We start from the raw sequence: 20,456 nt of genomic DNA on the forward strand, positions 1-20,456 counted from the left end.
GGCTGATCCGCATGACGACGCACCAGGACTCGAACCCCTCCGCCGAACCCGCGCGGCCCGCCGGGCGCGCGGTGACGGCCGCGCTGGTCCTCGCCGTTCCGGCCGGCCTCGCCTGGATCGGCGGGATGATCTACACGGTGATCGCCTGGACGTCGTGAGGATCGCCCGATCCCCACGGTCGTCCCAGTCCCCGCGGACACGCCCTAGCGCACCGCCGCCACCCGGAAGGTGATCCCCGCCGCGCTGAGCCGTTCCAGCAGTGCGTCGCCCATCGCCACCACGGGGGTGACCTGTCCGGACGTCTTCGGCAGCTCGTCGAGGGCCAGCGACAGGGCGGACTCCGCGAGCATCTTCGCGGTCTCGCCGTAGCCGGGGTCGCCGCCCGAGACCTCGGTGAACACCCGCCGGCCGCCGCCCTCGCCCACGAACCGCACCGAGAACCAGCTCTTGGCCCGGCGCTCGGCGCTCGGCCCCTCGCCCGGCTTGATCCGGTCGGACAGCCAGCGGCGCGCGGGCGGAACCTGGGCGGCGGCGAAGAGCGCGCTCACCCCGGCGATCCCGCCCAAGGCGATGGGCAGCCGCTCGACGGCCGCGTAGTGGCGGTAGCGGAAGTCCGGCCCGTACCGCGTCAGGGCCCGCGCCGAGCGCTGCACCACCTGGGCGTCGATCGTGGGCAGCGGCAGCGCCCACGCCCCGACCTCCTTGGCGAACCGCGGCGCCCCCAGCGGGGCCTCGACCCGCCGCCCCATCAGGCGCGGTTCGTGGTGCCTGCGTTCCCGCGCCGCGGCCAGCATGTGCCGGCCGCGCGCGAACTGGTTGAGGGCGGAGGCGAACGTGCCGCCCGAGAACATCGCCTGGGAGCGCACGAATCCCTCCACCCTCAGCGGCACGTCCTCCGGGAGCTGCCGGACGGTGAACCAGGCGCCCAGGTCGTGCGGGATCGAGTCGAAGCCGCAGGCGTGCACGAGCCGCGCGCCCGTCTCCCGCGCGCGTGCGTCGTGCCGCACGTACATCAGGTCCACGAACTCGGGCTCGCCGGTCAGGTCCAGGTAGTCGGTCCCGGCGTCCGCGCAGGCGGCCACCAGTTCCTCCCCGTAGGTGATGTACGGCCCCACGGTCGAGGCCACCACACGCGCCTGCCGGGCGAGCTCCCCCACCGAGTCCGGGTCGTTCACGTCCGCCCGCAGCACACCGGGTGCGCCGCCGAGCCGCTCCCGCAGCCGTTCCAGCTTCTCGGCGCTGCGTCCGGCGATGGCCCACCGCAGTCCCTCGGGCGCGTGAGCGGCCAGATACTCCGCGGTGAGCTCCCCGACGAACCCCGTGGCTCCGAAGAGCACGATGTCGTACGCGCGGTCCGGCTCGTTCATCCTGCTCATGACACCCTCCACCACTGTGGGCTGCGCTCGAACGTGCGGCCCGCGCCACGTCGTGCGCGAAGCGCCGTTGTCGGTGGCTGAGGCTAGCGTGAGGTACGAACAGCCGGACGACGAGGTGGTACGAACAGGCCGGAGGCAGCCGTGGCCGTGTCGCAAAACGCGCTGAAAAAGTGGCAGAAGGTGCGTGGATTCGCGCTCGGCCTGCCCGGCGCCTCGGAGGAGTTCCCCTGGGGCGAGACCGTCGCGAAGGTCAACGCGAAGGTCTTCGTCTTCCTCGGTCTCGACGACGGCAGTTACCCGCTCGGCGTCACGGTGAAGCTCAAGGACGAGGCGGCGCACGCCCACGCGCTCACCTCGCCGGGCGCGGTGCCCGCGGGGTACGGCCTGGGCAGGGCCGGCTGGGTGCGCGTACCCCTGGAGGAGCAGGGGGCCCCGGCGGCGGAGCTGCTGTGCGACTGGGTCGAGGAGAGCTATCGCGTGATTGCACCCAAAAGGCTGATAGCCGAGCTGGACCAGCGCTGATCGTGACGCCGACCGACGGTGTCGCCGATGCGGAGCCCGGTCCCGAAGCCGGAATTTAACTAAGCGCTTGCTCGCCAGGGGCTTGCCCGGAGTGGAACACGTTCTTAACATCACTGATGTCACATCAGTGGTGTCACAGTGCTGGGGGCTTGATGACAGCGGCAGGAACGCCGGGGCACGGCCCCCTCACCGGGGTGCGCGTGGTCGAGCTGGCGGGCATCGGTCCCGGCCCGTTCGCCGCCATGCTGCTGGCCGACCTCGGAGCGGACGTCGTCCGGGTGGACCGGCCCGGCGGCGCGGGGATCGGCGTCGACCCGGCCCACGACATCACCAACCGCAACAAGCGGTCCGTGCTCGTCGACCTCAAGGCCGAGGACGGCCCGCCCCGCGTCCTCGACCTGGCCGAACGGGCCGACATCCTGATCGAGGGCTACCGCCCCGGCGTCGCCGAGCGGCTCGGCGTGGGCCCCGAGGACTGCCGGGCCCGCAACCCGCGGCTCGTCTACGGCCGGATGACGGGATGGGGCCAGGAAGGACCGCTCGCCCAGCGTGCCGGGCACGACATCGCCTACATCGCGCTCACGGGCACCCTCGGGATGATCGGCGACCCGGACGGGCCGCCGGCGGTCCCGGCGAACCTCCTCGGCGACTACGCGGGCGGCTCGCTCTACCTCGTCGTCGGTCTCCTCGCCGCCCTGCACCACGCGCGTGCGACCGGCACCGGACAGGTCGTGGACGCGGCCATCGTCGACGGCACCGCGCACCTCTCGACGATGATCCACGGCATGATCGCGGCGGGCGGCTGGCAGGACCGGCGCGCCGCCAACCTCCTCGACGGCGGCTGCCCCTACTACGGGACCTACGAGACCGCCGACGGCCGGCACATGGCCGTCGGCCCCCTGGAGCAGCGGTTCTACGACCGGTTCGTCGACCTGCTCGGCATCCCCGAACTCGGGCCCGCCCACAAGGACCCGGCCCGGTGGGAGGAACTGCGCGGGGCGGTCGCCGACCGCTTCAGGACCCGTACGAGGGACGAGTGGACCGCCGTCTTCGAGGGCAGCGACGCGTGCGTCGCGCCGGTCCTGTCCCTGCGTGAGGCACCCGGTCATCCGCATCTCGCCGCCCGGGGCACGTTCGTGGACCACGGCGGCATCACCCAGCCCGCCCCCGCGCCGCGCTTCTCGGCCACTCCCACCTCGGTCCGCGGCGGGCCCGCCCTGCCGGGCGCCGACACCGCGGACGTGGCCCGCGACTGGGACGTACCCGGACTGACGAAGGACGGCGGATGACGAGATCCCGCCGGCCGCTCGCTCCCGGCCGGGGCCCGGCGCCCGCTCCCGCCTGCGCGAGCCCCGGTACCGCCCTCCCCGAAGGTTCCCGTACACACTCCAGGAAGGCGCTTCCTGCATGAAGCGGCAGATCTTCACCGCCGAGCACGACGCGTTCCGCGAGACCGTGCGCATCTTCCTCGCCAAGGAGGTGCTGCCCCACTACGAGCAGTGGGAGAAGGACGGCATCGTCTCCCGCGAGGCCTGGCGGGCGGCCGGGAAGCAGGGCCTGCTCGGACTCGCCGTGCCCGAGGAGTACGGAGGCGGCGGCGACACCGACTTCCGCTACAGCGCCGTACTCGCCGAGGAGTTCACGCGCGCGGGAGCGGCCGGCCTGGCCCTCGGGCTGCACAACGACATCATCGGCCCGTATCTGACCGGCCTCGCCACCGAGGAGCAGAAGCGGCGCTGGCTGCCCGGCTTCTGCGACGGCTCGATCATCACCGCGATCGCGATGACCGAACCCGGCGCCGGCTCCGACCTCCAGGGCATCGCCACCCGCGCCGAGGACAAGGGCGACCACTTCCTGCTCAACGGCTCCAAGACCTTCATCTCCAACGGCATCCTCGCCGACCTGGTGATCGTGGTCGCCAGGACCACCCCCGAGGGCGGGGCGCGCGGACTGTCGCTGCTCGTCGTCGAGCGGGGCATGGAGGGCTTCGAACGCGGCCGCAACCTCGACAAGATCGGCCAGAAGTCGCAGGACACCGCGGAGTTGTTCTTCAACGACGTCCGCGTGCCCAAGGAGAACCTGCTCGGCGAACCGAACGGCGCGTTCCTCCACCTGATGACCAACCTCGCGCAGGAGCGCATGGGCATCGCCGTCGCCGCCATCGCCGGGGCGGAGTACCTGCTGGAGATCACCACGCAGTACGTGAAGGAACGCGAGGCATTCGGCAGGCCGCTCGCGAAACTCCAGCACATCCGGTTCGAGATAGCCGAGATGGCCACCGAGTGTGCCGTCACCCGCACCTTCCTCGACCGCTGCATCGTGGACCACTCGGACGGCGAACTCGACGCGGTGCACGCCTCGATGGCCAAGTGGTGGGCGACCGAACTTCAGAAGCGCGTGGCCGACCGATGCCTTCAACTGCACGGCGGCTACGGCTATATGACGGAGTACCGGGTCGCACGGGCCTTCACCGACGGACGCATCCAGACCATCTACGGCGGGACGACCGAGATCATGAAGGAGATCATCGGCCGCTCCCTGCTCGGCTAAACCCTCCTCGAAAGGCTTACCAGTGAGCACCGAAGCGTACGTGTACGACGCGATCCGCACCCCGCGCGGTCGCGGCAAGCAGAACGGCTCCCTGCACGGAACGAAGCCAATCGACCTCGTCGTCGGGCTCATCCACGAGGTGCAGCGCCGCTTCCCCGGTCTCGACCCGGCCGCCGTCGACGACATCGTGCTCGGTGTCGTCGGCCCGGTCGGCGACCAGGGCTCCGACATCGCCCGGATCGCGGCCATCGCCGCCGGACTGCCCGACACGGTGGCAGGCGTCCAGGAGAACCGCTTCTGTGCCTCGGGCCTCGAAGCCGTCAACATGGCCGCGATGAAGGTCCGTTCGGGCTGGGAGGACCTCGTCCTCGCGGGCGGCGTCGAGTCGATGTCGCGGGTGCCGATGGCCTCGGACGGCGGCGCCTGGTTCGCCGACCCGATGACCAACCTGGCCACCAACTTCGTGCCGCAGGGCATCGGCGCCGACCTCATCGCCACCATCGAGGGCTTCTCCCGCCGCGACGTCGACGAGTACGCGGCCCTCTCCCAGGAGCGCGCGGCCAACGCCGTGAAGGACGGCCGCTTCGAGCGGTCCGTCGTCCCCGTCAAGGACCGCGGCGGTCTCACCGTCCTCGACCACGACGAGTTCCTGCGCCCCGGCACCACCGCCGACTCGCTGGCGAAGCTGAAGCCGTCGTTCGCGGACATCGGTGAACTGGGCGGCTTCGACGCGGTCGCGCTGCAGAAGTACCACTGGGTCGAGAAGATCGACCACGTCCACCACGCGGGCAACTCCTCCGGCATCGTGGACGGCGCCTCGCTGGTCGCCATCGGCTCCAAGGAGGTCGGCGAGCGCTACGGCCTGACCCCGCGCGCGCGGATCGTCGCCGCAGCCGTGTCCGGCTCCGAGCCGACCATCATGCTCACCGGTCCCGCGCCCGCGGCCCGCAAGGCGCTCGCCAAGGCCGGCCTGACCATCGACGACATCGACCTCGTCGAGATCAACGAGGCCTTCGCGGCCGTCGTCCTGCGCTTCGTGAAGGACATGGGCCTGTCGCTGGACAAGGTCAACGTCAACGGCGGCGCCATCGCGCTGGGCCACCCCCTCGGCGCCACCGGCGCGATGATCCTCGGCACCCTCGTCGACGAACTGGAGCGCCAGGACAAGCGCTACGGCCTCGCCACCCTGTGCGTGGGCGGCGGCATGGGCATCGCCACGATCGTCGAACGCGTCTGACCTTCCCAACGGATCAAGGATCTACGGAGCATCCCCTGATGAGCACTGAGCCCACCACCATCCGCTGGGAACAGGACGAGACCGGCGTCGTCACCCTCGTCCTCGACGACCCCAACCAGTCCGCCAACACCATGAACACGGCGTTCCGCGCCTCCCTCGCCGCGGTCACCGACCGCCTGGAGGCCGAGAAGGACTCGATCCGGGGCGTCATCCTCACCTCCGCCAAGAAGACCTTCTTCGCGGGCGGCGACCTGCGCGACCTCATCCGGGTCACCGCCGAGACCGCCCAGGACCTCTTCGACGGCGGCCTCGCGATCAAGCGGAACCTGCGCCGCATCGAGACCCTGGGCAAGCCGGTCGTCGCCGCGATCAACGGCGCGGCCCTGGGCGGCGGCTTCGAGCTCGCCCTCGCCTGCCACCACCGGGTCGCCCTCGACACCTCCGGCACCAAGATCGGCTGCCCCGAGGTCACCCTCGGCCTGCTCCCCGGAGGCGGCGGAGTCGTCCGCACCGTACGCCTCCTGGGCATCGCCGACGCCCTGCTGAAGGTCCTCCTCCAGGGCACGCAGTACAACGCGACGCGCGCCCGGGACAACGGCCTCGTCCACGAGGTGGCCGCCACCCCCGAGGAACTCCTCGCCAAGGCCCGCGCGTTCATCGACGCCAACCCCGAGTCGCAGCAGCCCTGGGACAAGCCCGGCTACCGCATCCCCGGCGGCACCCCGTCGAACCCGAAGTTCGCGGCCAACCTGCCCGCCTTCCCGGCCAGCCTGCGCAAGCAGACGAACGGCGCCCCCTACCCGGCCCCGCGCAGCATTCTCGCGGCGGCCGTCGAGGGCTCCCAGGTCGACTTCGAGACGGCCCAGGTCATCGAGGCCCGCTACTTCGTCGAGCTGGCCGCGGGCCAGACCTCGAAGAACATGATCCAGGCCTTCTTCTTCGACCTCCAGGCCGTCAACTCCGGCGCCAACCGCCCCAAGGGCATCGAGCCGCGCCCGGTCCGCAGGGTCGCCGTCCTCGGCGCCGGGATGATGGGCGCGGGCATCGCCTACTCGTGCGCGCTCGCGGGCATGGACGTCGTCCTCAAGGACGTCTCGGCCGACGCGGCGGCCAAGGGCAAGGCGTACTCCGAGAAGCTCTGCGCCAAGGCGGTCTCGCGGGGGCGTACGACCCAGGAGAAGGCCGACGCGCTGCTCGCCCGCATCACGCCCACCGCCGACCCGAACGACCTCGCGGGCTGCGACGCGGTCATCGAGGCGGTCTTCGAGGACACGGCGCTCAAGCACAAGGTGTTCCAGGAGATCCAGAACATCGTCGAGCCCGACGCCCTGCTCTGCTCCAACACGTCCACCCTGCCGATCACCGCTCTCGCCGAAGGCGTCGAGCGGCAGGAGGACTTCATCGGGCTGCACTTCTTCTCGCCCGTCGACAAGATGCCGCTGGTGGAGATCATCAAGGGCGAGCGCACCGGCGACGAGACACTGGCCCGCGCCTTCGACCTGGTCCGCCAGATCAAGAAGACCCCGATCGTCGTCAACGACTCGCGGGGCTTCTTCACCTCCCGGGTCATCGGGCACTTCATCAACGAGGGCGTGGCGATGGTCGGCGAGGGCATCGAGCCCGCCTCCGTCGAGCAGGCCGCCGCCCAGGCCGGCTACCCGGCGAAGGTCCTCTCCCTCATGGACGAGCTGACTCTCACCCTGCCGCGCAAGATCCGCAAGGAGTCGAAGCAGGCGGTCGAGGAGGCGGGCGGCACCTGGGAGACCCACCCGGCCGAGGCCGTCATCGACCGCATGGTGGACGAGTTCGAGCGACCCGGACGCAGCGGGGGAGCGGGCTTCTACGAGTACGGCGAGGACGGCGGGCGCGGTCTTCTCTGGCCCGGTCTGCGCGAGCACTTCACCAAGCCGGGGTACGAGATCCCGTTCGAGGACATGAAGGAGCGCATGCTCTTCTCCGAGGCGCTGGACACCGTCCGGCTCCTGGAGGAGGGCGTCCTGACCTCCGTCGCCGACGCCAACATCGGTTCCGTCTTCGGGATCGGCTTCCCGGGCTGGACCGGCGGTGTCCTCCAGTACATCAACGGCTACGAGGGCGGTACCGGTACGGGACCGGCCGCGTTCGTGGCCCGCGCGCGGGAACTCGCCGAGCGGTACGGCGACCGTTTCCTCCCGCCGGCGCTGCTCGTCGAGAAGGCGGAGAAGGGCGAGCGGTTCGCCGACGCGTCCTCCTGATCCGGGCCGGCGCTTGATCCGGGCCGGCGCCTGATCCGGGACCGGGTCAGGCGGCAGGCGCGGGATTCGCTCCACGGGGGCGGGTCCCGGACACCGAGAGGCGTCCGGTACCCGCCCCCGACGTCGAACAGCGGCGGTCAGGACTCCTTGAGCCATTCCCGCAACTCGTCCTTCAACGAGCGCTGGAACGCGGTCAGGAGCGCCTGCACGACCAGCGGCTGCATGTGCGCCGACAGCGACTTCACGGCCGCCACGGACTCCTGGTCGCCCACGGCGTTGCGCAGCAGACCGGACAGTTCGTGGGCCGCGGCACGCGAGTGGTCCAGCAGGACCGTCCGCGCGGCGAGGATCGTCTCGTCCGCGATCGGTACGTCCAGGAGCTCCAGGCCGAGTTTCAGCAGCCCGGGGTCCAGCCGGACCGGGTCCCCCGTCCCTTCGACGACGCCCATCGCGGCGAGCCGCTCCAGGTCCGTGTCACCGAGCGGCCGCCCGGCCCGCCGTTCCAGTTCCACCCGGCTCACGTCCTCCATCGCGTCGGGCGCCCAGGAGGCCACCACGGCACGGTGGATGGCGAGTTCGTGCGCGCTCAGGCCGGGCGGCAACTGCGTCAGGTGGCGCTCGATCGCGGCCAGCGTCATGCCCTGGTGCTGCAACTCCTCGATGAGCGCGAGCCGGGCCAGATGCTCCTGGCTGTAGTGGCCCACCCGGCGGGGGCCGATCACGGGCGGCGGCAGCAGGCCCCTGGCGCTGTAGAAGCGGACCGTACGGACGGTGACGCCCGCGCGCGCGGCCAGTTCGTCGACCGTGAGCTTCGGCTCCTCGGTGTCCGTCGTCATGGCAGGTCCTCGCCTCTCGCGTCGTGCGGCGCGCGTCCGGGGTGAGGGGTGACGGCGCGGTGCAACAGTATTGCTGTCTCACCAGTGTTGTGAAAGCACCTGTCCACCGACGCCGTTGTCAGTGGCGGCCTCTACCGTGGTGGCATGTCGGAGATCGGTTACGTGCGCGGTGACGCCACCGCTCCCTCGGTGAAGGGCGTCAAAGTGATCGCCCACCTGTGCAACGACGTCGGGGGCTGGGGGAAGGGCTTCGTGCTGGCGCTCTCCCGCCGCTGGCCGGAGCCCGAGGCCGCCTACCGCGCCTGGCACCGCGGCCGCGCCGGCAACGACTTCGGCCTGGGCTCGGCCCAGTTCGTCCAGGTCGAGCCGTATGTGTGGGTGGCGAACCTGGTGGGCCAGAGGGGGATACGCACCGGCAGCAAGGGCGCGCCCGTGCGCTACGAGGCCATTGACGCCTCACTCGCGCTGCTGGCCGACAAGGCGGTCGAGCTCGGGGCGTCCGTGCACATGCCGCGCATCGGATGCGGTCTGGCCGGTGGCACCTGGGCGCGGGTGGAGCCCCTGGTCACCGAGCGGCTCGTGCGCCGCGGCCTGGCGGTGACGGTGTACGACCACGGCGGCTGACCGACGCCGCGGGTGTTGGGGAGACGGGGCGGCGTCCTCACCCCGGGCGAGCGGGCAAGCGGGCGAGCGCGCGCGGAAGCAGGTCTCGGAAGGAGTTCACGGAGGGGCTTGCGGAAGTTTCTGCAATTCCTTGCGGTGATCGTCGAGGGCCTGGTTGACTCGCTGCTCGCGTCCGAAAGGGAGTGTCATGAGCCGCGACATCGACGTCCTCGTCCTGGGCGGAGCGGGTGTGGACACGATCGTCCACGTCCCCGAACTGCCGTTGCCCTACGCCGACAGCTACATGATCCGCCCAGGCATCGAGACCCGGGCCGGGCAGACCGGTGACTTCGTCGCGCTGGGACTGCACGCCCTCGGCCTGCGCACGCACCACCTCGACATGCTCGGCGACGACCCCGAGGGCGACCTCGTACGAGCCCTGCACCGCGAGCGGGGCATCGCGCTCACTGAAATCGCCCAGCCCGCGGGCACCAAGCGCGCGGTCAACCTCGTCGGCCCCGACGGACGCAGGCTGTCCCTGTACGACGACAGCCGGGCCGCCGAAGGGGACCGACTGCCCGAGAGCACGGTGCGGGACCTGGCCGCGGTGAGCCGGCACGCCCACGTGTCCATCACCCACCCCTGCGCCTTCGCCCTGCCGGTCCTCCGGGAGGCGGGGGTGACCATCTCGACCGATCTGCACAACTGGGACGGCGAGAACCCGTACCACGAGGCCTTCGCCTACACCGCCGACGTCGTGTTCGTCTCCACCACCGCCCTCGCCGACCACGAGCGCACCATGCGGAAGATTATGGAGCGAGGCCGGGCCGAGGTCGTCGTCGCCACGGCGGGCGCCGAGGGCGCGTACGTACTGGCCGACGGCGAGGTGACCCACGTCCCCGCGATTCCGCCCCGCACACCGGTCGTCGACTCGAACGGCGCGGGGGACTCCTTCGCCGCGGGTTTCCTCTTCGGCCGGCTGACCGGCGAACCCGTCGGGCGCTGCGCTGTGTACGGCGCGGTGGCCGGCGCCTACGCGTGCACGGTGCCCGCGACCCGGGCCGACGCCGTCACCCGCGCGGAACTCCTCGCCCAGGTGGCGGACCGGGATCACCGGAAGGCGGAACCGGCCCACCCCTGACGGAGGTCCCGGCAGCCCTCCAGGTGAGGGAGGTTGAACAGGAGACCGTGCGGACAGGGACCTGGCATGGCTGCGCAGGCACTCACATGGCTCGATCTCTCACGGGCCGAGGACGCCCGTGTCTTCGAGGATTCGCGCGAGGCGTGGCTCGCCCTCCTGAAAGCGTCCTACGGCGACCTCAATCACCGCGACGACATCCATGTGGCCCGCGTCCACGCGCGAGGCTGCCAACTGCTGCTGGCCACGCTGAACGGCCGGAACGGGACTCGCCTCGTGGGGTGTTCGTACGTCAACGAGAACGGAAGGAGAGCGGCCACGGCCGTCGATCCCGCGTACCGGGGCCGTGGTCTGGGGAATGCCATGGTGCGCGAGACGGTGAAGAGGTTCCCCTACCAGTTCAGCGAGGTCCGGCCCGCGAACCTGGCGCAGCGCGGCATTCTGGAGAAGAACGGGTTCCTGCACGTCACCGATCCGGCGGCGGTGAGAGGGATCCTCGGGCGGCGGCTGTCTGCTCTCGTCGTTCCGGATTCCGTGGACGAGGCGGAGGGGAGCTACGTGCGCGTCAGCCATGACGCGGCGCGGAGGAGCCGATACGTCATGTACGAGAGACCCCGGCAGTCCGCTCCCGTCAGTCCTTCCGCTTCAGGCCGTACGGAGTGGAGACGATCCCCAGAGGATCCACGCCGTCAGGAGTACCGGCATCCGGTGTCCGGTCCCAGTACATGACCCGCCCCGCCAGCAGAACGGGGCTCGCGGACGCGACCCAGCGCAGTACCACCACACCGCCGCGATAGTGCGCGGCCTCGTCGAAGAACGTGGCGGTGAGCTGCTCCGACTGCCAGCGCCCCTTGAACCTCATCTTGCGGTTGATGGGCTGCCCGCTCCTGTTGACGGTCCGCGTGAGACGCATTCTCACGTGGCGCCCTCGTTGCTTGATGATCATCTCGCCCATCGGCGGTCCCGAACAGTCGGCGACGTCGAAGGACTCCCAGCGCCCCGATATGCCGGGCTCACCGCGGCCGTAGAACACGTAGACGGCGGGCAGGAGAAGGTACTTCCACGCGACCCCGAGGCCGGCGACGATCAGGCCGCCGATGATGTTCTCCAGCACGGCTGTGACCTTAGCGGAGCGCCGTGGAGCGGCGACAGGTCCGCGTCCCTCCTCTATGGGGCGCGGACCTGTGCCGCCGGCTTCGGGCGGGGTCAGCGCGAGTGGACCGAGTCCGTCGCGGCGATCTTCTTCCATGACTTCGGCCGGACGGCGGCGGCCTTGGCGGCGGCGGGGGCGACCCCCGCGCTCCGCGCCGCCGGCGCGGCGGGCTTCGACGGCTGGAACAGCCAGGTGTCGAAGAACGCGGCGAGCGACTGGCCGGACACCTGCTCCGCGTACTTCCGGAAGTCGGCGACCGACGCGTTCCCGTACGCGTGCTCCTTCGGCCATCCCTTGAGAAGGGCGAAGAAGGTGTCGTCCCCGACCTCGTTGCGCAGAGCCTGCACCGCCAGCGCGCCCCGGTCGTAGACCGCGATGTCGAACTGGTTGTCGGGGCCCGGGTCTCCGGGCGCCACCGTCCAGAAGGCGTCGTCCGCCGGATGCGAGGCGTACACGTAGTCCGCGAGCTCCTGCGCCGTGCCCTCGCCCTCGTGCTCCGACCACAGCCACTGCGCGTAGCGCGCGAAGCCCTCGTTGATCCAGATGTCCTTCCAGCCCTTCAGCGACACGTCGTCGCCGAACCACTGGTGCGCCAACTCGTGCACGACGACCGAGGTGTTGGAGCCGTTCGCGAACTGGCGCGGGCTGTAGTACACCCGGGTCTGGGTCTCCAGCGCGTACCCGGTCGTGGTGTTGGGGACGTATCCGCCGGCACTGCTGAAGGGATACGGCCCGAAGTAGCCGCTCAGCCAGTCGACCAGCTCGCCCGTGCGCTCGACACTGGCGCGCGCCGCCCCGTCGTTGTCGCCGAGGTCCTTGCTGTAGGCGTTGACGACCGGGACGCCACCCTCGGAGGTGCCGGTCGTGATGTCGAACTTCCCGACCGCGAGCGTGGTCAGATACGTGGCCTGCGGCTTGTTGGAACGCCAGTTCCAGCGGGTCCAGCCGAGCCGTGAACTCGTCGACTGCAGCGTGCCGTTGGAGATCGCCTGGGTACCGTCCGGGACGGCCACCGAGACGTCGTAGGTCGCCTTGTCGAGCGGGTGGTCGTTGCTCGGGTACCACCACCAGGCCGACTCGGGCTCGTCCGCCGCGACCGCCCCGTCCGGGGTGCGGTGCCAGGTCGAGAAGCCGTACGCGCTCTTCGTCGACGGCACTCCGCTGTAGCGGACGACGACGGTGACCGACGTCCCCTTGGCGAGCGGCTTCGCCGGCGTGACCTCCAGCTCGTGCTCGCCCGACCGGGCGAACGACGCCTTCACGCCATTGACCCGGACCTCGCTCACGTCGAGCAGAAAGTCCAGATCGAACCGGGACAGGTCCTGCGTGGTGGTCGCCAGGAGGGTGGCGGTGCCCTCCAGTTCGTCCGTCGTCGGCTGGTACGTGAGCCTCAGGTCGTAGTGCGAGACGTCGTATCCGCCGTTGCCGTAGGCCGGGTAGTAGGGGTCGCCGATGCCCGGTGCTCCCGGGGTGTAACCGGCCGCCGATGCCGGGATCGCCAGCAGCAGGGAGGCGGCGAGGGCGCCCGGGGCGATGAGTCTGCGGTGCACGTCAAGCTCCAAGTCGTCGGGGCGTGAAGTCCGTCCGGAGCCTATTCAGTCCCTGGGGCACCAGTCATGTCCACGGCCACCCCTGTCACACGATCGCCATTCGGCCGACATGAGCCATCCGGCCCCAGGGGCCTGTCACCGACCCTCTGTCGCACAGGAGTTGACCGGGGTACCTTCCGCGCATGCCGATACCAGTGAGCCGAACGCGCTTCATGACCTGGAGATCGCTCGCGACGGCGGCCGTGGCCGCCCTGATGGCCGCCTTACTCGTCCCGGCCGCCGCACACGGCGCCCCGAGACAGAGCACGCCGGTCTACTCGTACGAGAACGCGATCCGCGAGTCCGTCTGGGTCGACACCGGCCTCGACGGCGACAACGACGGACGGCACGACCGCGTCGCCGTCGACATCGTCCGGCCGCGCGAACTCGCCCGCCAGGGACGCAAGATCCCCGTGATCATGGACGCCAGCCCCTACTACTCCTGCTGCGGGCGCGGCAACGAGAGCCAGAAGAAGACGTACGACGCGAACGGCCACGTCGTCCAGATGCCGCTGTTCTACGACAACTACTTCGTCCCGCGCGGCTACGCGTTCGTCGGCGTCGACCTCGCCGGCACCGACCGCTCCGACGGCTGTGTCGATGTCGGCGGCCGCTCCGACGTCCGGTCCGCCAAGGCGGTGATCGACTGGCTGAACGGCCGCGCCAAGGGCTACACCAGCCGCGCCGGCACCGCCAGGGCCGGCGCCACCTGGACCAACGGCAGGACCGGGATGATCGGCAAGAGCTGGGACGGCACCATCGCCAACGGCGTCGCCGCCACCGGCGTGAAGGGCCTGAAGACCATCGTGCCGATCAGCGCCATCTCCTCCTGGTACGACTACTACTTCGCCAAGGGCGCCCCGCTCTACGACTCAGGACCCGACTGGCTGTCCGGTTACGTCGACAGCCCCGACGCCCGCGCCAAGTGCGCGGCGGTGCAGCGGAAGCTGGTCGACGGCGCGCCGCGCACCGGTGACTGGACGTCGCTGTGGACCGAGCGCGACTACGTCAAGGACGCCTCGAAGGTGAAGGCCAGCGTCTTCCTCGTCCACGGTATGCAGGACCTCAACGTCCGCACCAAGAACTTCGGCCAGTGGTGGGACGCCCTCGCCAAGAACGGTGTCGACCGCAAGATCTGGCTCTCCCAGACCGGCCATGTCGACCCCTTCGACTTCCGCCGCGCCGCCTGGGTCGACACCCTGCACCGCTGGTTCGACCACGAACTCCTCGGCTACGACAACGGCATCGACCACGAACCGATGGCCGACGTCGAACGCCACCCCGACCAGTGGACGACCTCCGCCGTCTGGCCGCCCCGCGCCACCGGCGCCACGACCCTGCGACCGGGCACGGGCACGCAGCCGGGCGTCGGCACCCTCGGACTCGGCCGCGCGTCCGGCACCGAGACCTTCACCGACGACCCGGGGCACAGCGAGACCGACTGGGCCGCGCACATCGACCGGCCGACCGCCGACAAGGCCGGCTTCACCACCCGGCCGCTCACCCGCGACCTGCGCCTCTCCGGCTCCTCCAGGGTGACCGTCACCGCCACACCCACCAGCTCGACGGCCCACCTCTCGGCGGTCCTCGTCGACCTCGGCCCGGACACCATCCGCGACTACGCCGGCTCCGGCGAGGGCGTCACGACCCTCACCGACCGCACCTGCTGGGGCGCGAGCACGGCCGGCGACAGCTCCTGCTACAAGGTGACCGAGGCGGCCAGGACCGACGTCGACTACACCGTCGTCAGCCGCGGCTGGGCCGACCTCGGCAACTACGCCTCGGACAAGGGCGTCGCGCTCACCCCGGGCACGGCGTACACCATCACGCTGGACCTGGCGGCCACGGACCACGTGGTCCCGAAGGGGCACCGGCTCGCGCTGATCGTCGCGGGTACCGACAAGGATCTGATCGACCCTCCGGCCGGAACACCGACCCTGACCCTCGACCTGTCCCGTACCTCGGCCCGGGTGCCCCTGGTGGGCGGCGCGGACGCGTTCGAGCGGGCGACGAAGGGCTCCACGGCGGCACCTTCCGCGTCCGTCCTCGACGGCGTACGCGCCCCGCACACCGCGCTCCGTGTCCCGGGGGAGGCCGGCTGACCCGCCGACCTGCCGCCCCTCGGGCCGGCTGACCCGCTGGCCCACGGGCCGGCCGGAGTTCAGCCGGAGGCGGCCGGACCGACGAGTCCGGCCGCCTCCCGCGCGCATCCCCACGCCACCGTGACTCCGGCGCCCCCGTGCCCGTAGTTGTGCACCAGCACCCGTCCGTCCGGCCGTACCTCGCGTTCCAGCCGCACCGTCTCGCGCACCGGCCGCAGCCCCACCCGGTGACCGAGCACCCGGGCTCCGGCCACCTCCGGGCGCAGCGCCGCGCACCGCTCGACGATCCGCGCCGCCGCCTCCGGGTCCGGAACCAGCGACCAGTCGTCCTCGTCCGTGGTGCCGCCGAGGATCACCCGGTCCGGCTGCGGGAAGACGTACGTCGTCGTCCCGGCCGCCGGGTCCGTCGAGACGAGCCACTCCCGGATCCCGGGATTCTCGACGATCACGAGCTGCCCGCGCACGGGCCGGACGGCCGGATCCGGGACGAGATCGCGGGCGCCGAGACCCGAGCAGTTCACGACGACCGGCGCGTCCGGCTCCGCGAGGTCCGTCACCGTCCGTTCCTCGACCCTCCCGCCCGCTCGCAGCAACCGCTCCCGCAGATGGCGCAGATGCACGGGCATGTCGAGCAGCGGCAGCCGTGCCCGCAGCGCGGTGCCCGGGTACTCCTCGGCCGTCGCCGCGCGCAGTCCGGACACGCGGGCCGCCCACGACCCCAGCTCGTCCAGCCGCGTCTCGCCCATGACCCCCTCGACCAGGCGTACGCCACTCTCGTCGGGCCGCGCCGCCAACCCCTCGTACACGGAGAGCGATTCAAGGGCCCAGGCACGGGCCCGTTCCTTCGGCGCGATGCGGTACGGCCACCACAGCGCCCCCGCAACAGCCGAGGTGGTCCGCTCGGCGGGCTCCCGCGCCCACACCCGGACCCGTCTGCCGGCCTCGGCCAGTACCACGGCCGTCGTCAGGCCGACGACCCCGCCGCCGACCACGATCACCTCACCGCTCCCGGGCTTCTCCATGCGGGGACGTTAGCGGAACATGCCAGGACAGGTGTCTCGTCACGCTCCGCCCGGGGATACTCACAGCATGTCCTCCGAGTACGCCACCTTCGGCCTGGCCCCGGCGGCGCGTGCCGGTGGCGTCCGCGCGGGCGGTGACCACCGAGCACACCGGGACGCCGTCGACTTCGCCATCGACTTCGTCGTCGACGGACGTCCTTTGCTGGCCCAGCTCTCCGTCCTCGACGCGGTCTCCCCGCTCGCCTCCGACGTGCCGCCCGCGATCTTCACCGCCCAGGTGCGCAGCCTCCTCCTGGAGGCGGAGGCTCCGCTCGACGGGGGCAGGCACGTCATCTACGGCTGTCCCGAGTGCGAGAGCGTCGAATGCGGTGCCGTCACCGCGGTCATCGAGAGGGACGGCGACGACTACGTCTGGCGGGACTTCGCCTGGCAGACCGGCGAACGGGCCGATCTGGAACGCAACGGCTACCACGGCGTAGGGCCCTTCCGCTTCCACGGCCCCGAGTACCGCGGCGCGCTGAACTCGCTGCTCGACGGTGACGCGGCCGCCCGCCGCCGTGTTCTGTTGATCGGTGCCCGGAGCGCCCCGCTCGCGAAGCCGGCCGCCGCGCTGCGCGCCGTCGGCATCGGCGTCGACATCGCCCGCGACACCTTGGGGGTGCCGGCGGACGAACTGCGCTCCTACGGCGCGGTGTTGTTCGGCCGGTCCGTCCCCGAGGCAGCACGGGCCGCCGTACGGGAGGCCTTCCGTGGCGCGGGCGTCGACGTGCCCCACGTCGAGGGACTCGCGCCGATCGTCCCGCTGCTGGTCGCCCAGATCGAAGACGCCCTGGACCGCAGCCCCCGGGAACTGCGACGGCTCACCCGCCTGGTCGCCGCCGACCGCGAGGCCGGTGTCGAGGTGACCTCCGCCTGCCGGGTCCGGCTGACCGCCTACCGCCGCGACCGCCTCTCCCGCACCCGCACCCACGACCTCTTCGACGGCATCCTGGAACCCGGCCACCACCGGATCCCCCTGACCGCCAAGACGGCAAGGGGAGACTCGTTCCTCGTGGCCCGAACGTCCGAAAGCGTTTTGGTCACGGCATTGACCCACTGACCACCGGCCCGGGTGGCCCAGCCTTCGCGAACCTTCGCGTGACGGTGTACGCCCGCCGGTCAGGTGGAGCTGTCCTCTGCAAGAGTCTGTTCCGACAAAGCCGCACCTCGGCAGATGTCCGGCTGGGAGCATGGGGCCATGGCAGACGAGACTCCCGAGGCTGGTGGCGCCGATGGTGAAGCCCCACTGGCTGTTTCGGACTCCGGACATCAACCGGTGACCCTGCCGTCGCAGACGGTGGCGGCCGTTCAAGGCGAACCCTCCAGGAGCGAGAGGAATCCTGTACGAGATTCCGTCGACGAGGACAAGCAGCGCCGCGAGAGGGTCTCCTGGGTCGATTCATCGGAACGACGCAAGGGCCTGGGCTGGGAAATCGTCTCCATTCTTTGCGGTCTCTTTCTGATCTCCTACGGGACATACCGAGGTGACCTCTTACCCAAGGTTTCCAGCTCCTCGCCCCTGAATTTTCTCAACTCCACTCAAGGGCAAGTGATCGCGGGGTTCATCGTCTACGAATGCGGTCGGCGGTATCGCAAGACGCAGCGCAAGATCCACAATGACCGATTCTGGCTGGCGGACGCACGACAGGAACTGGATCGGGCCGAGGCGGCCGTGGACCAGGCGAATGGACTTCGGCTCCCTGTCTTGTGGGACGTGACGGAGAAGCGGCTCGCCTACTATCACAGGATCGTGACCAGGCAGGCGGAACAGAGCTTCCGCAACGGGCAGGTAGCCATGAGCGCCGGGTTCGTCGTCCTCATTCTGGGTGCGTCCCTCGCCCTTACCGCAGACACTACGGCGAAAACCGTTGTCGCCGGCACCCTCAGTGCGATCGGTGCCGCGATTGCCGCCTACATCGGTCGTACCTTCGTGCGGTCGCAGGAAAGCGCCTCGCAACACCTTTTGATGTATTTCAGGCAACCGCTCGAACTCTCCCGGTCCCTCGCGGCAGAGCGCCTTCTCTCGGAAATGGAACGGGCGACACGCAGCACCGCCGCCCAGCGGCTCATGGAATCGATCCTGTCGTCCGGACCCGAGGGCAGTTCGTCCCCGCAGGGGCCCGAGTCCGTACAGACCGACACCAGAGAGCCGGGGCGGCAGCCTCAGAGCTGATCGCCCGCCGTCGGATGACCAAGGCTCACGACGCCGGAGCCCGTGCGCTCGGCCGTCCGCGGACTCCCACGTACCCGGATCCGTGGCGCAAAGGTGTTCCTGCGGGCCGTTAAAATCGGCTCCCTGATGACTGCCACTCTCGTCGCCAAGAATCTCACCGCCGGACACGGCGACCGCGCGCTCTTCGCCGGACTCGACCTCGTCGTCGCGCCCGGCGACGTGATCGGGCTCGTCGGCGCCAACGGCGCGGGCAAGTCCACGCTGCTGCGGCTGCTCGCGGGCCTCCTCACCCCGGAACAGGGTGAGCTGCGGCTCTCCCCGCCCTCCGCGACCGTGGGGCACCTGCCCCAGGAGCCGGAACGCCGGGAGGGCGAGACCGTACGGGACTTCCTCGCCCGCCGGACGGGTGTCGACGAGGCCCAGCGGGTGATGGACGCGGCGACGCAGGCGCTCGTCGACGGGGCGCCCGGCGCGGACGACGCGTACGCGAACAGCCTGGAGCGCTGGCTCGACCTCGGCGGCGCCGACCTGGACGAACGCGCCGAGGAAGTCGCCGACTCCCTGGGGCTCGGCGTCGGTCTCGACCAGCCGATGACGTCCCTGTCCGGCGGCCAGGCGGCCCGGGCGGGACTCGCCTCCCTCCTGCTCTCCCGCTACGACGTCTTCCTGCTCGACGAGCCCACCAACGACCTCGACCTGGACGGTCTGGAGCGTCTGGAGCGCTTCGTCTCCGGGCTGCGCGCCGGGACCGTCGTCGTCAGCCACGACCGCGAGTTCCTCACCCGCACGGTCACCAAGGTCCTCGAACTCGACCTGGCCCAGCAGCAGATCACGTTGTACGGCGGCGGCTACGAGGCGTACCTCGAAGAGCGCGACACCGCCCGGCGGCACGCCCGCGAGGACTTCGAGGAGTACGCCGACAAGCGTTCCGCCCTCGAAGGCCGCGCCCAGATGCAGCGGGGCTGGATGGACAAGGGCGTCAAGAACGCCCGGCGCAAGGCGAACAACGACAACGACAAGATCGGCCGCAAGTTCCGCAGCGAGGCCAGCGAGAAGCAGGCCGCGAAGGCCCGGCAGACACAGCGCATGATCGAGCGGCTGGACGTCGTCGACGAGCCCCGCAAGGAGTGGGAGCTCCGCATGGAGATCGCGGCGGCCCCGCGGTCGGGCGCGGTGGTCGCCACCCTGCGTGACGCCGAGGTACGGCGCGGGGACTACACCTTCGGCCCGGCGACCCTCCAGATCGACTGGGCGGACCGGGTGGCCGTCACCGGCGCGAACGGCGCGGGCAAGTCGACCCTGCTGGGCGCGCTGCTCGGCCGGGTTCCGCTGTCCTCCGGACACGCCACGCTCGGCTCGGGTGTGGTCGTCGGCGAGGTCGACCAGGCCCGCAAGCTCTTCCACGGCTCCGAGTCGCTGCTGGACGCGTTCGGCGCGGCCGTCCCGGACACGGAACCCGCCGAGGTCCGCACGCTGCTGGCCAAGTTCGGCCTGAAGGCCGACCACGTCCTGCGCCCGGCGGCCACGCTCTCCCCGGGCGAACGGACCCGCTCCGCGCTGGCACTCCTCCAGGGCCGGGGCGTCAACCTGCTGGTCCTGGACGAGCCGACGAACCACCTCGACCTGCCGGCCATCGAGCAGCTCGAATCGGCCCTGGACTCCTATGAGGGCACGCTGCTGCTGGTCACTCACGACCGCCGCATGCTGGACGCGGTCCACACGACCCGCCGCCTGGAGGTGGCCGACGGCAAGGTGACGGAGCGCTGACCGTCCCGCTTTCCCAGGCGGAAGCGTGAGGGGCGGCTGCCGGATGGCTGACGTTCACCAAGGCCGCCGCCGCCCAGAGCACAAGCGACCGCCCCCGCTTCAACTTCGACGCGAA

General features: G+C 70.9%; 18 protein-coding genes. 13 read left to right on the forward strand and 5 right to left on the reverse strand.

Annotated elements, in window-relative coordinates:
• Positions 1-11 precede the first annotated feature (11 nt).
• On the forward strand, positions 12-158 hold the full coding sequence (gene mmpA / locus ACWEBX_RS17070) for a morphogenic membrane protein MmpA (RefSeq protein WP_451885645.1): 147 nt from the start codon (positions 12-14) through the stop codon (positions 156-158).
• A 45-nt stretch (positions 159-203) separates the two neighbouring features.
• On the opposite strand, the gene ACWEBX_RS17075 is transcribed toward mmpA, so the two are convergent.
• Entirely contained in the window at positions 204-1,376 is a 1,173-nt protein-coding gene (locus ACWEBX_RS17075; RefSeq protein WP_451885646.1) for a saccharopine dehydrogenase family protein, read from the reverse strand.
• 141 nt (positions 1,377-1,517) lie between these two features.
• On the opposite strand from ACWEBX_RS17075, the gene ACWEBX_RS17080 reads away from it, so the two are divergent.
• The 5 genes from ACWEBX_RS17080 to ACWEBX_RS17100 all read left to right on the forward strand — a co-directional run bounded on the left by ACWEBX_RS17080 (position 1,518) and on the right by ACWEBX_RS17100 (position 7,919).
• Positions 1,518-1,898 (forward strand): MmcQ/YjbR family DNA-binding protein, encoded by a 381-nt coding sequence (locus tag ACWEBX_RS17080; RefSeq protein WP_451885647.1) that lies wholly within the window; start codon positions 1,518-1,520, stop codon positions 1,896-1,898.
• Between the two features lie 152 nt (positions 1,899-2,050).
• The gene (locus tag ACWEBX_RS17085) at positions 2,051-3,187 is read left to right on the forward strand and encodes a CaiB/BaiF CoA transferase family protein (protein WP_451885648.1); all 1,137 of its coding nucleotides are present in this window, start codon (positions 2,051-2,053) and stop codon (positions 3,185-3,187) included.
• Positions 3,188-3,305: 118 nt separating this feature from the next.
• Positions 3,306-4,448, forward strand: a complete 1,143-nt coding sequence (locus ACWEBX_RS17090; protein WP_451885649.1) for an acyl-CoA dehydrogenase family protein — start codon at positions 3,306-3,308, stop codon at positions 4,446-4,448.
• Positions 4,449-4,470: 22 nt separating this feature from the next.
• The gene (locus tag ACWEBX_RS17095) at positions 4,471-5,685 is read left to right on the forward strand and encodes an acetyl-CoA C-acetyltransferase (RefSeq protein ID WP_451885650.1); all 1,215 of its coding nucleotides are present in this window, start codon (positions 4,471-4,473) and stop codon (positions 5,683-5,685) included.
• Between the two features lie 38 nt (positions 5,686-5,723).
• Positions 5,724-7,919, forward strand: coding sequence for a 3-hydroxyacyl-CoA dehydrogenase NAD-binding domain-containing protein (locus ACWEBX_RS17100; protein ID WP_451885651.1), 2,196 nt, complete (start codon positions 5,724-5,726; stop codon positions 7,917-7,919).
• Between the two features lie 137 nt (positions 7,920-8,056).
• Here the strand turns inward: ACWEBX_RS17100 and ACWEBX_RS17105 are convergent, their stop codons facing one another.
• Positions 8,057-8,755, reverse strand: a complete 699-nt coding sequence (locus ACWEBX_RS17105; protein ID WP_451885652.1) for a MerR family transcriptional regulator — start codon at positions 8,753-8,755, stop codon at positions 8,057-8,059.
• Positions 8,756-8,899: 144 nt separating this feature from the next.
• On the opposite strand from ACWEBX_RS17105, the gene ACWEBX_RS17110 reads away from it, so the two are divergent.
• The 3 genes from ACWEBX_RS17110 to ACWEBX_RS17120 all read left to right on the forward strand — a co-directional run bounded on the left by ACWEBX_RS17110 (position 8,900) and on the right by ACWEBX_RS17120 (position 11,225).
• Entirely contained in the window at positions 8,900-9,379 is a 480-nt protein-coding gene (locus ACWEBX_RS17110) for a macro domain-containing protein (RefSeq protein WP_451885653.1), read from the forward strand.
• A 187-nt stretch (positions 9,380-9,566) separates the two neighbouring features.
• Positions 9,567-10,499, forward strand: coding sequence for an adenosine kinase (locus tag ACWEBX_RS17115; RefSeq protein WP_451885654.1), 933 nt, complete (start codon positions 9,567-9,569; stop codon positions 10,497-10,499).
• Between the two features lie 66 nt (positions 10,500-10,565).
• Complete coding sequence (locus ACWEBX_RS17120; RefSeq protein WP_451885655.1) at positions 10,566-11,225, forward strand: GNAT family N-acetyltransferase; 660 nt, start codon at positions 10,566-10,568, stop codon at positions 11,223-11,225.
• Here the strand turns inward: ACWEBX_RS17120 and ACWEBX_RS17125 are convergent.
• Entirely contained in the window at positions 11,128-11,610 is a 483-nt protein-coding gene (locus ACWEBX_RS17125) for a hypothetical protein (RefSeq protein ID WP_451885656.1), read from the reverse strand. The genes ACWEBX_RS17120 and ACWEBX_RS17125 overlap by 98 nt on opposite strands.
• 92 nt (positions 11,611-11,702) lie before the next feature.
• Complete coding sequence (locus tag ACWEBX_RS17130; RefSeq protein WP_451885657.1) at positions 11,703-13,199, reverse strand: M1 family metallopeptidase; 1,497 nt, start codon at positions 13,197-13,199, stop codon at positions 11,703-11,705.
• A 182-nt stretch (positions 13,200-13,381) separates the two neighbouring features.
• Here ACWEBX_RS17130 and ACWEBX_RS17135 point away from each other — a divergent pair, with 182 nt between their 5' ends.
• Complete coding sequence (locus ACWEBX_RS17135) at positions 13,382-15,340, forward strand: Xaa-Pro dipeptidyl-peptidase (protein WP_451885658.1); 1,959 nt, start codon at positions 13,382-13,384, stop codon at positions 15,338-15,340.
• Between the two features lie 59 nt (positions 15,341-15,399).
• Here ACWEBX_RS17135 and ACWEBX_RS17140 read toward each other — a convergent pair whose 3' ends face one another.
• Positions 15,400-16,362, reverse strand: a complete 963-nt coding sequence (locus ACWEBX_RS17140; protein ID WP_451885659.1) for an FAD-dependent oxidoreductase — start codon at positions 16,360-16,362, stop codon at positions 15,400-15,402.
• A 67-nt stretch (positions 16,363-16,429) separates the two neighbouring features.
• Between ACWEBX_RS17140 and ACWEBX_RS17145 the strand changes: the two genes are divergently transcribed.
• The 3 genes from ACWEBX_RS17145 (at position 16,430) to ACWEBX_RS17155 (ending at position 20,341) form a co-directional block, all read left to right on the forward strand.
• Positions 16,430-17,461, forward strand: a complete 1,032-nt coding sequence (locus ACWEBX_RS17145) for an oxidoreductase (RefSeq protein WP_451885660.1) — start codon at positions 16,430-16,432, stop codon at positions 17,459-17,461.
• A 138-nt stretch (positions 17,462-17,599) separates the two neighbouring features.
• Entirely contained in the window at positions 17,600-18,574 is a 975-nt protein-coding gene (locus ACWEBX_RS17150; protein WP_451885661.1) for a TRADD-N-associated membrane domain-containing protein, read from the forward strand.
• Between the two features lie 126 nt (positions 18,575-18,700).
• Positions 18,701-20,341 (forward strand): ABC-F family ATP-binding cassette domain-containing protein, encoded by a 1,641-nt coding sequence (locus ACWEBX_RS17155; protein WP_451885662.1) that lies wholly within the window; start codon positions 18,701-18,703, stop codon positions 20,339-20,341.
• Positions 20,342-20,456 lie beyond the last annotated feature (115 nt).

This window comes from Streptomyces sp. NPDC005070 (assembly GCF_053600395.1).